This window comes from Pseudomonas sp. R84 (assembly GCF_009834515.1).
GTDB lineage: Bacteria > Pseudomonadota > Gammaproteobacteria > Pseudomonadales > Pseudomonadaceae > Aquipseudomonas.
Genome location: NZ_CP019426.1, coordinates 273,625 through 286,769 on the forward strand (window position 1 = coordinate 273,625; position 13,145 = coordinate 286,769).

At 58.8% G+C, this 13,145-nt stretch carries 12 protein-coding genes; 1 reads left to right on the forward strand and 11 read right to left on the reverse strand.

Going from position 1 to position 13,145, the window contains the following annotated elements; genetic code table 11:
* Positions 1-117: 117 nt before the first annotated feature.
* The 11 genes from PspR84_RS01190 to PspR84_RS01240 form a co-directional block, all read right to left on the reverse strand.
* Positions 118-762, reverse strand: a complete 645-nt coding sequence (locus PspR84_RS01190; RefSeq protein WP_160054724.1) for a methionine ABC transporter permease — start codon at positions 760-762, stop codon at positions 118-120.
* Positions 752-1,873, reverse strand: coding sequence for an ATP-binding cassette domain-containing protein (locus PspR84_RS01195; RefSeq protein WP_160054726.1), 1,122 nt, complete (start codon positions 1,871-1,873; stop codon positions 752-754). The genes PspR84_RS01190 and PspR84_RS01195 overlap by 11 nt, the downstream gene beginning before the upstream one ends.
* A 2-nt stretch (positions 1,874-1,875) precedes the next feature.
* Positions 1,876-2,685, reverse strand: a complete 810-nt coding sequence (locus PspR84_RS01200; protein ID WP_160054728.1) for a MetQ/NlpA family ABC transporter substrate-binding protein — start codon at positions 2,683-2,685, stop codon at positions 1,876-1,878.
* Positions 2,686-2,803: 118 nt separating this feature from the next.
* The gene (locus tag PspR84_RS01205) at positions 2,804-4,162 is read right to left on the reverse strand and encodes an LLM class flavin-dependent oxidoreductase (protein ID WP_160054729.1); all 1,359 of its coding nucleotides are present in this window, start codon (positions 4,160-4,162) and stop codon (positions 2,804-2,806) included.
* On the reverse strand, positions 4,162-5,355 hold the full coding sequence (locus PspR84_RS01210) for an SfnB family sulfur acquisition oxidoreductase (RefSeq protein ID WP_160054731.1): 1,194 nt from the start codon (positions 5,353-5,355) through the stop codon (positions 4,162-4,164). The genes PspR84_RS01205 and PspR84_RS01210 overlap by 1 nt, the downstream gene beginning before the upstream one ends.
* 25 nt (positions 5,356-5,380) lie before the next feature.
* Positions 5,381-6,622, reverse strand: a complete 1,242-nt coding sequence (locus PspR84_RS01215; protein ID WP_160054733.1) for an SfnB family sulfur acquisition oxidoreductase — start codon at positions 6,620-6,622, stop codon at positions 5,381-5,383.
* Between the two features lie 268 nt (positions 6,623-6,890).
* Positions 6,891-7,655, reverse strand: a complete 765-nt coding sequence (locus tag PspR84_RS01220) for a hypothetical protein (RefSeq protein WP_160054735.1) — start codon at positions 7,653-7,655, stop codon at positions 6,891-6,893.
* Between the two features lie 473 nt (positions 7,656-8,128).
* The gene (tcyN, locus tag PspR84_RS01225) at positions 8,129-8,878 is read right to left on the reverse strand and encodes an L-cystine ABC transporter ATP-binding protein TcyN (protein WP_077570187.1); all 750 of its coding nucleotides are present in this window, start codon (positions 8,876-8,878) and stop codon (positions 8,129-8,131) included.
* A 2-nt stretch (positions 8,879-8,880) separates the two neighbouring features.
* A complete protein-coding gene (gene tcyL, locus PspR84_RS01230) occupies positions 8,881-9,597 on the reverse strand; it encodes a cystine ABC transporter permease (RefSeq protein ID WP_008083614.1) in 717 nt (238 codons plus the stop codon).
* Positions 9,597-10,397 carry a cystine ABC transporter substrate-binding protein gene (gene tcyJ, locus PspR84_RS01235; RefSeq protein ID WP_077570189.1) on the reverse strand — a complete coding sequence of 267 codons (801 nt, stop codon included), beginning with the start codon at positions 10,395-10,397 and terminating at the stop codon, positions 9,597-9,599. The genes tcyL and tcyJ overlap by 1 nt, the downstream gene beginning before the upstream one ends.
* Before the next feature lie 282 nt (positions 10,398-10,679).
* Entirely contained in the window at positions 10,680-11,672 is a 993-nt protein-coding gene (locus PspR84_RS01240; RefSeq protein WP_160054737.1) for a D-cysteine desulfhydrase, read from the reverse strand.
* Positions 11,673-11,862: 190 nt separating this feature from the next.
* Between PspR84_RS01240 and epsC the strand changes: the two genes are divergently transcribed.
* Complete coding sequence (gene epsC / locus PspR84_RS01245) at positions 11,863-12,789, forward strand: serine O-acetyltransferase EpsC (protein ID WP_160054739.1); 927 nt, start codon at positions 11,863-11,865, stop codon at positions 12,787-12,789.
* Positions 12,790-13,145 lie beyond the last annotated feature (356 nt).

Genomic DNA, 13,145 nt, shown 5'->3' on the forward strand with positions numbered 1-13,145 from the left:
GGCTGCTGCGCAACCCATCGCGAGCAGGCTCACTCCTACATTTGAAATGCGTTCCCCTGTAGGAGTGAGCCTGCTCGCGATAGCGGTTGTGAAGTTGCTACATGAGCCCGGCCCGGCTCAGCGCTTGTTCAACCCCCGCGCCAAGCGATCCCCACCCAACTGAATCACCGCCACCAACGCCACCAGCAACACGATCACCGTCAACATGATCTGACTGTCAAAGCGCTGATAGCCGTAGCGATAGGCGATATCCCCCAACCCGCCAGCGCCAATCGCCCCGGCCATCGCGGAAGAGTTGATCATCGTCACCAATGTGATAGTGAACCCGCCGACAATCCCCGGCAGCGCCTCCGGCAACAGCACATGCCAGACAATGTGCCAACGCCGGCAACCCATTGCCTGCGCGGCTTCGATCAAGCCATGATCAACCTCGCGCAGACTCACTTCGGCAATCCGCGCAAAGAACGGAGTTGCCGCAATCGTCAGTGGCACAACGGCGGCCCACACGCCGTAGGTGGTGCCGACAATCAACCGGGTAAACGGAATCAGCGCGACCATCAGAATCAGAAACGGGACCGAGCGGAACAGGTTAACGAACGCGCCCAGAGCACGGTTGAGTACCGGCGCTTCATAGATCCCGCCCTTGTCGCTGGTGACCAGAATCACCGCCATGGGAATCCCCACCAGCAACGCGATCAGCGAGGACACGCCGACCATCAGGAACGTGTCGATAAAACCCTGCAACAAGCGATCAAACCACATAACCCACTACCTCCACTCGCTGCGCCCACGGTGCGGCGCGCTCGCGCAATTGTTCGGCGCTGAGCGCTGAGCCGCTGACGGCCAATAACAGTTGCCCCAATGCATGACCCTGAATCCGTTCTACGCCGCCCTGCAGCAACTTAACCCGGCCACCTAGTGACGCGAACAGTGCCGCCAGATCCGGCTCATCACTGGCGCTGCCGGTGAACTGCAAGCGCAGCACCACAGCGGCGTCGGAGGATGGCGGCTGCGCGTGCAAGCGGCTCTGCAATTCCTCCGGCAACGCGTGTTGCAGCGGTGCAAGCAAGGTTTGGCTGACCTCGTGCTGCGGATTGCCGAACACTTCCCAGACCGGGCCTTGTTCGACAACCTGTCCGTGTTCAAGCACGACAACGCGGTCGCAGATTTCGCGGATCACTGCCATCTCATGAGTAATCAGAACGATGGTCAGGCCCAGGCGTTGGTTGATCTCGCGCAGCAGGCCGAGGATCGACTGGGTGGTCTCTGGATCGAGCGCCGAAGTGGCTTCGTCGCAGAGCAAGATATCCGGGTCATGCACCAACGCGCGGGCGATGCCGACACGCTGTTTCTGCCCGCCGGAAAGCTGCGCCGGATAAGCCTTGTGCTTTTCTTGCAGGCCAACCAGTTCGAGCAGTTCGCGCACCTTTTTCTCGCGTTGTTCTTTCGGCACACCCGCGACTTTCAGTGGCAGTTCGACGTTCTGCCAAACGGTCTTGGCCGACATCAGATTGAAGTGCTGGAAGATCATGCCGATGCGCCTGCGTAGCGCTACCAGACGGTCTTCATCGAACTCGCCGATGTCGACCTGATCGATCAGCACTCGCCCCGAGGTCGGTTGTTCCAGACGATTGATCGTACGGATCAGCGATGACTTGCCAGCGCCGCTGCGGCCGATGATGCCGAACACTTCGCCGCGCTGAATCGCCAGATCGATGCCTTGCAGCGCCGCGACCGGGCCTTGACGGCCGTTGTAGGTTTTACCCAAGCCGATGAAACGTACGTGGGCGCGATTCAACTCGGGGTGCAGCTCGGTTTTTTCAGCATTGTGTGGCTCTGGAATCTCCAGTCGCCGTTGGATCGCGGCCGTCATGCTCAGCTTTCCCAACCGGCTTGATACAGCTTGCCGTGGGCTTTATCCAGCGCCGCACGAACGACCGGCGAATGCTGGTAAATGTCGACGAATTTGATCAGGCGCGGATCGGTTTTGCTCTTCGGCTGGATGACGAACTGAATCACGTATTCCTTGTGGTCGAGACCGTCGAACAGCAGTGCCGAACCGGCATCGAAGGTCTTCGCCAGACGAATGTAGGCCGGGTAACCCTGGACCAGATCAGCGTCGTCGTAGGCGCGCACCAGTTGCACTGCTTCGACCTGGAGGATTTTGATTTTCTTCGGATTTGCGACGATATCGTCTTCTGTAGCCTTGTAGCCGACGCCCGGTTTCAGCGTGATCAAACCGGCCTTGGCCAGCAGTTGCAGACCGCGACCGCTGTTGATCGGATCATTGGCGATGGCGACGCTGGCGCCTTCTGGCAGCTGATCGAAGCTTTTGTATTTTTTCGAGTAGAGGCCGACGTTGTTGATGATCCCCGGGGCGAATGGCACCAGATCAAAACCCGACGCGGCTTTGGCGTTCTCCAGGAACGGGATGTGCTGGAAGTAGTTCACGTCGATGTCGCCGGCGGCGAGGCTGACGTTCGGTGCGATCCAGTCAGTGAATTCCACCAGTTCGACTTTCAGACCCTGTTTGGAGGCCTCTTCGACGGCGGCTTCCAGCGGGATGGCGAAGGCGGCGGTGGTGCCGATTTTCAGGGGGGCGTCGGCGGCGAAAACGGCCGAGCTGAACAGGCCGAGGGCCAGGGCCAGTGCTTTGACTGGGTGGGACAGGCGTTTTTTGGTCATGTGAGTTTTCCAGTCAGTGCATAAATTTGTGGTGTATTGGATGGCCTCATCGCGAGCAGGCTCGCTCCCACAGGGGAAATGCATTCCAAATGTGGGAGCGAGCCTGCTCGCGAAGCTTTTAGCGGCGAAATGCGGAACCCGTATGTTGCTCAGGTAGCTGCGCTTCACCTTGAAACAGCTTCTCGCGCAAGCTGCCACTGTCGTACGCAGTCTTGTACGACCCGCGCCGCTGCAGCTCCGGAATCACCAGCTCAATAAAATCGACATAGCTCTCCGGCGTAACAATCCGCGTCAGGTTGAAGCCATCAAGGCCGGTCTCGGCGATCCATGACTCCAGCTCATCCGCTACTTGTTCAGGCGAACCGACCACGGTGATGTAACGTCCACCGAGGGCGTGCTGTTCAAGCAGCTTGCGCCGGGTCCAGTCGTTGTTCTGCAGGTTCTTGGTAGCCGACTGAATGGCGTTGCTCTTCACGTACTGGATCGGTTCGTCGATTTCGTACAGGGAAAAGTCGATGCCGGTGGAGGCGGAAAAATGCGCCACGCCGGCCTCGGCGCTGGCGTAGCTCAGGTATTCGGCGTGCTTGGCCCATGCGGCCTCTTCGGTCGCGCCGACTATGACGTTGAGGCCCATGAACACCTTGATGTCCTCGGGGTTGCGTCCCGCTTCGACGGCACTGGCGCGCACCTTGTCGACCTGAACTCTGGTCGACGGTTTATTCTGGCCGCTGATGAATACACACTCGGCGTGACGCCCGGCGAAGAGCAAGCCGCGATCGGAACTGCCGGCCTGAAACAGCACCGGCGTGCGTTGTGGCGAAGGTTCACAAAGGTGATAACACTCGACCTGATAAAACTCGCCCTTGTGCTCGACCTTGTGCACTTTTTCCGGGTTAGCGTAGATCCGCTGCTCGCGGTCGTTGAGTACGGCGCCGTTTTCCCAACTGCCTTCCCAAAGTTTGTAGAGCACTTCCAGGTACTCGTCGGCCTGGTCATAGCGGCGGTCATGTTCCACCTGTTCGCTGAGGCCCATGGCTTTGGCGGCGCTATCGAGATAACCGGTGACGATGTTCCAGCCCACGCGACCACGGCTCAGATGATCGAGCGTGGACATGCGCCGGGCGAACAGATACGGCGGTTCGTAGGTGAGGTTGGCGGTCAGGCCGAACCCCAGATTTTTGGTCACGGCAGCCATGGCTGAAACCAGCAACAACGGGTCGTTGACCGGCAACTGGATCGACTCTTTCAGCGGGACGTCGACCGAGTTCTGATAGACGTCATACACACCGACGATGTCGGCAATGAACAAGCCGTCGAACAGCCCGCGCTCAAGCAATTGCGCCAGTTCGGTCCAGTATTCGAGGGTGTTGTAGCGCGTTGAGGTGTCGCGCGGATGCGTCCACAAGCCGTGGTTGATGTGGCCGATGCAGTTCATGTTGAACGCATTGAGCAGGATCTTCTTTTTCGCCGCGCTCATCAGATCGTCCCTCGCAACGGAGGGTTTTCGTCATTGAGGTAGTAGTTGCCCACCGCGTGATATTTCCAGCGCACCGGGTCGTGCAAGGTGTGCACGCGGGCGTTGCGCCAATGACGGTCGAGGCCGTGCTCGATCAGCGTGGCCTGGCTGCCGGCCAGTTCGAACAATGTGCTGCCAGCGGTGAGGGAAATTTCAGTGCTGATCGCGCGGGCTTCGGCGACGGCAATCGATGCGGCGGCGACAGTTTCTGCATTGGTCTCGGCTTGTGCGGCGTCGAGGAATTCGCCGGCACGTTCGAGCAAGGCTTCGGTGGCGTGTAAGCGAATGCTCAAGTGGCCGAAGCTCTTCAACGTCAGCGGGTCTTCGGTGGCTTTGTCGTTGCCGGAATCGATCCACGGGCGCGTCTTGCTGCGTACGAAGTGCAGGGCGTCTTCGTAAGCGGCGCGGGCGATGCCGGTGTCGATGGCGGCGTGAAGGATCTGCGCCAGCGGGCCGACGGTGGTTGGACGTTCAAAGGCGCTTTGAAACGGCAGCACGTCTTCAGCCGCGACGTACACGTCTTCGAACACCACCGAACCGCTGCCGGTGGTGCGTTGACCGAAGCCGCTCCAGTCGTCGATCACGGTCAGGCCTTTGCTGTCGCGGGGGACGAAGGCCAGTTGCTGCACGCCGTTTTCATCAACTACTGAGGTCGGAATGCGCTGCGCGTAAATCGCGCCGGTCGCATAAAACTTGCGACCGTTGATGCGATAGCCGTCACCGTCGCGTTTGAGACTGGTGACGCGGTCGTGAGCGGTTTTTGTGCCCAGTTCAGCCAGGGCATTACCGAAGCGCTGGCCGGCGAGCACTTCACCATACAGCCGTTGTTTTTGCGCATGGCTGCCGTTTACGCGCAGCACTTCCAATGCATAAAAATGGTTCTGCGGAATCTGTCCGAGCGAGCCGTCGGCCTGGGCGATCAGGGCAATGACTTTGGCCAACGTCACGTTGGAAACGCCAGCGCCGCCGTACTCCTTGGGCACGCTGATGCCCCACAGACCGGAGCGGGAAAATACCTCGAGCTCCGGCAGTGGCAAGCGTCGCTCACGGTCGCGCAGGGCGCTGTCGCGTTTGAAGTCTTCGGCCAGGTCGCTGGCGACGATCAGGGCTTGCTCATCGCTGGTGATGACCGCGACGTGATGGGAAAGCGTCATGTTTTTCTCCAGATGTCTGGTCGTCTCAGATCCAGGAATGGCGAGCCGGTAAAGTGCCGTTGAGGCGATAGGCGCCGACCGCGTGATATTTCCAGCGCACCGGGTCATGCAACGTGTGCACGCGGGCGTTGCGCCAGTGCCGGTCGAGATTGAATTCGGCGAGGGTCGCGCGGCTACCGGCCAGTTCGAACAGCTTTTCGCTGGCGAGCAAAGAAATTTCGGTGGTCAGTACTTTCGCTTCGGCCACGGCGATCGAAGCGCGGGCGGCGGATTCGGCAGTGAGCGGTGCAGCGTGCACTTGATCGAGAACTTGCCCGGCCTTGCGCAGCAGCGCTTCGGCGGCGTGCAGTTCGATTTTCAGTTTGCCGATGTCGGCGATCACATAGAGGTCATCGCTGGCGCGATCAACCTTGGCGTCGATCCACGGCCGTGCGCGGGTTTTGACGAACTCAATGGCGTCATCAATGGCGCCACGGGCGATGCCGGCGTCGATCGCGGCTTGAATCAGTTGCGATACCGCGCCTTGGGTGTTCGGGGTTTCGTTGATCTTCCAGTTGTCGACCACCAGGCTCGACTCTACGCGCACGTTGTTCAGCAGAATCGTACCGCTGGCGGTGGTGCGCTGACCGAACCCTGACCAGTCGTCAACGATGCGCAGCCCCGGCGTGCCGCGGCGGACGAAGGCCAGCACTTGCTTGCCGTCATCGTTGAGCGCTTTGACCGCAACCCAGTGCGCAAACAGCGCGCCGGTGGAGTAAAACTTCTGGCCATTGATCACGTAATCGTCGCCGTCGGCTGTGATCCGCGCTTTCAATTCCAGGGTGTTTTTTGTGCCGCGTTCCGGGCCGGCATTGCCGATCCGCCAGCCTTCCAGAACGCTCTGGAACAGCTGTTTTTTTTGCGCTTCGGTGGCGCTGCCGAGCACCAGATTGATGATGCCGAACTGGTTTTGTGGAATCTGTCCCAGCGCCGGATCAGCGGCGGAAATGATCGCGAACACCTCGGCCAGGGTGACGAATGAAACCTGCGGGCCACCGTATTCGCGCGGGATGGCGATGCTGCCTAAACCACTGCGGGTGAACTGTTCGATTTCCGACCATGGCAGCTTGCGCTGACGATCGCGTTTGGCGGCCTGCACGCGGGCGACTAGCGCCAGCTCATGGGCGGCCTTGATGGCTTGTGCGTCGTTGCGCAAAACCTGCGCGGGCAACAACAACGGGGCGATGTCCAGATCCGACTGGACGTTTGCGTCTGCCAGACTGGACATCAGTGCCGCTCCTTGGCTGCACGCAATGCCCTGGCGATCTGCACTGGGGTGATTGTGTTCCGGACCATACTACCTACCTCACATCTCATGAAAAACGCCGCAAAATTGCGGCGAACGAAAGAATGTCCGGTGGTCCGGTTCATATACCCTAAGCGTGTATAAATATTAAATAAACTAACTTTTAGGAATATGCATAGAAGGGGTGATGATCGGGTTGGTTAAGAATTTTCGGGTAAGGGTGTAGGGGCCCCTTACCCGCTGAAGAGGATCAATCTTTACGTGATTCGGCAGCCATGAGTTCTGGCTTGAAGGGGACTTTCAGATAAGGGTTTGCACAGCCGATCTTCAATGTACGCGGTGGTGCCCAGCGTGAGTTATTGCCCACCCGATCGAGAATGCAATACGTCACATCCAACCGCAGATCCTCACCCGCTTCGACAATCACCGATGGCGGTACCCAGACCTGAATCGGTAACCCGATATCCGCTGGCGTGATCGGCGCCAGATCCATGCGCACATCACCCCAGCGCAAGGTAATGGCGTCGTCCTCGGCCATGTTCAGATACGGTTCGATGGTCAGTGGCACGCCGCGTTTGATCTGGTTCGGGTTCACGCCCTGACGGCGAATGGCGTCGGGGATAGCCACGGGGGCCAACTGCTGGTTTTCGTCGCCGCTGAGCACTGAAGGTTGCCCGCCGGGACAGTCCAGTTTGACCTGCACACGCGTTGTCGCCGATAACGCCGGGCCCTGACCGACCTGCATCACCCGATAGTGAATGCGTGCGGTGCCGTTGGCGATGAAACTCTCGGGCACCCGCAGGCTGACGGCCATGCCGACATCGTCCCCCGTCAGCACCCTGGAGGCGACATAGCATTTGTTCCAGAACAGCTCGATGAGGTCTCCGCTATCCATATCGGGATAGGGCGACACCTCGACCAACAGATGGGCGGCGGCGGTCAGATTAATGCCGGTTTTTTGCGCTGGCGCCAGGGTCGGCGCTGCCAGTTCGGGGGTGTGCGAAGTGCGGGTCATCGATTTCTCTCCTTGAAGCCTTGCAGCGAAGTCCGTTTCTGAAAGAACAAAAGGCGTGAATAAACCGGCAATAAAACTTTGAACTTTTATTCAAGTTGAATACGGAGTTATTAAACTAAGTGATACCGGTTGCTGACTAGATAAGAGTGTGCGGCGTGGGGTGTCAATAGAGGAGGTTAGTTAATCCGTGAATTACGAATTAATCAGAAGTTTCCTACGTTGATGCAGCCAAATGCCTAAGTGCTTAGGAGAAAAGGGCCACGGAACTCAGGGCTTTTTGGCATTTTTCACGTAGATTTATTTGAACGCTGTCGTGCCGGATGGCGCGGGTTTCGGGCGGGCATTATCTGTTGCAGAACTTATATATGCACTGCTTCGGATATATTTTGTCTAGGTCGGACGACGGGTTGGGGTGGAAGTTTTATAAAGGTAACTTCCATCCGTGGAAGTTGCCGGTGACGCCATGAAAGTTCTCAGGCGTGATTCAGAAACTTGCTGAGGAACTGCTGCGTGCGTTGTTCTTTCGGATTGGCAAACAATGCTTTGGCTTCGCCTTGCTCGACGATCACGCCCTTGTCGAAGAACACCACACGGTTGGCCACGTCGCGGGCAAACCCCATTTCGTGGGTGACGATCACCATGGTGCGTTTCTCTTCGGCGAGGCCACGAATGGTCGCCAGCACCTCGCCGACCAGTTCCGGGTCGAGGGCCGAAGTCGGTTCGTCGAAGAGAATCACTTCCGGCTCCATCGCCAGCGCTCTGGCTATCGCCACGCGCTGTTGCTGACCACCGGAGAGACGACGCGGATAAGCGTCTTCCTTACCGGCGAGTCCGACCTTGGCCAGCAGCTTCTTGCCCAGAGCAACCGCCTCTTCGCGCGGTATCTTCTTGACCACGATCGGGCCTTCGATGACGTTCTCAAGCGCCGTGCGATGGGGGAACAGGTTGAAGTTCTGAAAGACGAAGCCAACGTGCTGGCGCAGGTTGCGCACCAGACTCTGCTGCTGATTCAGCGGGCGGCTGGTATCGATTTCGATATCGCCGACCTTGATCCGGCCGCTGGTGGGTTGTTCAAGGAAATTCAGGCAGCGCAGGAACGTCGTTTTCCCCGAACCGCTTGGGCCGATGATCGCGACGACTTCGCCTTCCTTGACCTCCAGGTCGATGCCGTTGAGCACGACCTGACCCTTGAATTGCTTGGTCAGTTTTTCCACGACAATCATCGTCAGGACTCCTGGTCGTGCCGATTGACCCGCTCTTCCAACTTGTTCTGGAAGTGCGAAAGCACCGTGGCCAGAATCCAGTAGATCAGCGCGGCGGCAAGATACATGGTGAAGACTTCGAAAGTCCGGGCGGTAATCAGTTGCGCCTGACGGAACAGCTCCGGCACCTGAATGGTGGCGGCCAGTGCCGTGTCCTTGACCAGCGAAATGAAGCTGTTGCCCAGCGGCGGCAACGCCGTGCGCATTGCTTGCGGCAGGATGGCCCGGCGCAGGGTTTGCGCGCGGGTCATGCCGATACTCGCAGCAGCTTCCCACTGACCACGCTCGATCGAACCGATCGCGGCGCGGAGGATTTCACAGGCGTAAGCGGCCATGTTCAGCGAGAAGCCGATCAGCGCCGCTGGCAGCGGATCCAGTTCGATTCCCAGTTGCGGGAAGCCGTAATAGATCACGAACAGTTGCACCAGCAACGGCGTCCCGCGAAAGAACGACACGTAGACGCGCGCCAGCCAGCTCACTGATTTGAAGCGCGACAAGCGCATCAACGCCAGGCCGAAGCCGAGCAGCAAGCCGAAGAACATCCCGCCGAGGCTGAGGACTACCGTGTAGTACGCGCCCTTGAGCAGAAAGGGCGCGGAGTCCAGCAACAGCGCCGATGTTTCGGCGAGTTGCTGGCTCAACTGCGGGAAGTGCGCTTCGAATTGAAATCCAACTTCCATTATTTAGTGACGTCTGCGTTGAAGTATTTCTCGGACAGCTTCTTCAGAGTGCCGTCTGCACGCAGTTCGTCGATGGCCTTGTTTACGGCAGCCAGTAGTTCCGGCTCACCTTTACGCAGGGCAACACCGGCTTCCTGACGGGAGAAAGCTTCGCCGGCGGCCACGGTTTTCGGGGCTTTCTTGGCGTATTCCAGTGCAGCCAGACGGTCGATCAGAATGGCGTCGGTGCGGCCGTTGTTCAGGTCAGCGAACTTGGTCGGATCATCGTCGTAGGTACGCACGTCGGCACCCGGCACGTTGGCGCGGACCCATTGTTCGTAGTTGGTGCCCAGGCCAACACCGACTTTTTTGCCGGACAGGTCATTGGCGGTCTTGATGTTCAGCGCCGCTTCTTTGCTCTTCAGCACCAGCGCCTGAATCCCGGAAACGGTGTACGGCTCGGAGAAGTCATACTTCTTCTTGCGCTCGTCGGAGATGGTGACCTGGTTGACTACAACGTCCAGACGCTTGGATTCCAGCGCAGCGAGAATGCCGTCCCACTTGGTCGGTTGAATCTTGGCTTTGACGCCGAGTTTTTGCGCCAGCGCTTCAGAGAGTTCAACTTCGAAACCGGACAGTTTGCCGTCGGCATCAACGAAGCTGAACGGTGGGTAAGTGCCTTCCAGGCCGACGTTGATAACGCCTTTGTCCTTGATCTGTTGCAGCTGCTCACCGGCCACTGCCTGGCCGATCAGACCGGCGCTCAGCGCCAGGCCCAGCGAACCCACCAGCAGATTGCGACGTAGTGCGGAAAAATTCATGACAAGCCCCTGTGTTTTCTTATGGAAGACGCTTAAGGAAAGTTGGCAAATTGGTGATTCGTGCGCCTGCGTTATCGTGCCCTAAAGCAGCTTATGCGTCTTGCGCGAAATTCGCCTGCGGCGAGACTATAAGATGTCTGCGTTAGACTTGAAAATACTTAATATTTGAAATGTTATTCTTTATTGGAATATGCATTATCTGTGGAAAAAGATCGCCTTCGGCAGCTCCTACATGTGATCACTTGTAGGAGCTGCCGAAGGCTGCGATCTTTTGATCTTCTGTTACAGGAAATCCTTGTAGGCGAACAACGCTGGCGCCCCACCGGTGTGCAGGAAGATGATCGGGCCTTCATCAAAACGCTGACGACCAATCCCATCAAGCAAACCCGCCATGGCCTTGCCGGTGTACACCGGATCGAGCAACACCGCTTCCTGACTCGCCAGCAACTTCACCGCCGCCAACGTCCCGGCATTCGGCTCGCCATAACGCGGGCCGAAATATTCATCCCACAGCTCGACCTTGAAACTGGCCGGCAGCTCAATGTCGAGCAGCTCTGCCGTGCGTTCCGCCAGGCCTTGAACCTTCGGCCGTTGATCCTCTTCACTGCGCGAAACCGTCACGCCGATCACCGGCAATTGTGGCAACACTTCGCTCAACGCCAAGGCCAGACCGCTGTGCGTCCCGGCGCTGCCCGAGGCCAATACCACCGCAGCGAAATCGCGGCCGGTGTCCTTGATTTGCTCAGCCAGTTCCAGGCCGGCGCGTACGTAACCCAGAGCACCGAGCGCATTGGAGCCGCCAATCGGCACGAGATACGGTTTCTTGCCATTACTGCGCAACCGAACGGCAAGGGCCGCGAGTTGTTCGTCGGCGTTGTCGAGGTTGTCGACCAGTTCGACCTTGGCATCGAACAGATCCAGCAGCAGGCGATTGCCGTTGCCGGTGTAGTTGCTATCGTCGGTGCCGAGCGGATTTTCCAGCAGCGCCACACAACCCAATCCCAGTTTGGCGGCCAGTGCGGCGGTCTGGCGAACGTGGTTCGATTGCAGCGCGCCGGCGGTGATCAGCGTGTCGGCGCCCTGCGCCAAGGCATCGGCGGCGAGGTATTCGAGCTTGCGCAATTTGTTGCCGCCCATGGCCAGCGGCGTCAGGTCATCGCGTTTGATGTACACCTCGCGGCCGAGCCAGGTGGACAGGCGTTCGAGTTTTTCCAGCGGCGTCGGGTGGCCGAGCAGGTCGAGACGGGTAAAGCGGTCCAGCTGTTGTTTGATCATGAGTCCGTACTGGCGGAGGAAGATGAAAGGACTATAGGCACGCGCTTTTACAGGGGCAACCGCCAATCGCTTATAGCCAAATCGAATGAGCCCAGCACTATCGGTTCTTAATTCGCTCTCCTGACCTTGCCGTAAAGTAGTCGCCGTTGACGCGGCCAGACAGTCCGGCCGCCCCTGAGGAGTCTTTACCGTGAGCGAGCGTTCCAGCCATTGGCAATTGCAGACCATCGTCACTCAACTGCGCAGCGCGCGGGATCAGTGGCGGGCACAGAACGGCCGGGCTTCCGGCGAGCAGGGTGGTCGCGAGCTACCGTCGCGGGCGGCGATGGCGGAGATTCTTGAAGCGTTGTGCGGCGCGTTGTTCCCGATGCGTCTGGGGCCGGTGGATCTGCGTGAAGAGAGTGAAGACTTCTACGTCGGCCACACCCTTGATGTTGCACTGAATGCCTTGCTGGCACAGACCCGTCTGGAACTGCGTTACGTCGCCCGTCATAGCGCGCAGGCCGACACCGAAGTCGAGGCCCGCGCGATCCAGATCGTGCAGGATTTCGCCCTCGCATTGCCGGGCCTGCGCACGCTGCTCGATACCGATGTGCTGGCGGCCTATCACGGTGATCCGGCGGCGCGCAGTGTTGATGAAGTGCTGCTGTGCTACCCGGGGATTCTGGCGGTGATTCACCATCGCCTGGCGCATCATTTGTATCGCGCCGGGTTGCCGTTGCTGGCGCGGATCAGTGCGGAAATCGCCCATTCGGCGACCGGTATCGATATCCATCCGGGTGCGCAGATCGGCCGCAGCTTCTTTATCGATCACGGCACGGGTGTGGTGATCGGCGAGACGGCGATCATTGGTGAGCGCGTGCGGATTTATCAGGCGGTGACGTTGGGCGCCAAACGTTTCCCGGCGGATGAGGACGGGCAGTTGCAGAAGGGCCATCCGCGTCATCCTATCGTTGAAGACGATGTGGTGATTTATGCCGGGGCGACGATTCTTGGGCGGATCACCATTGGCAAGGGTTCGACCATTGGCGGCAACGTGTGGCTGACGCGCAGCGTGCCGGCCGGATGCAATCTGACCCAGGCCAATTTGCAGCACGATGACGGCACGCAAAAGTAAGATCCCATGTAGGAGCTGCCGAAGGCTGCGATCTTTTGATCTACAAAAACCACAGCAAAAGATCGCAGCCTTCGGCAGCTACAGGTATGGGCATAAGGCCATGTTGCTGTTGAACGAATTCCTCCAAACCCGCGTCATACACCTCCTTGGGCTACTGTAGGAAAACTACCGTCGAGCCCTGCGATTAGTCCTTACCACCCTATCCATGTTTAACTTGAACGTTCATTCAAGTTAAACCGGTGGTTCGCTGCCCGCTCACAACAGGAGGCTTGCCTTTGCTGAGTCCGATCATTTCAGCCACGTTTCAACCCCGCGAGGTGCACGTTTCATGAGTGCATCGTCTACCCCCGCCAGCG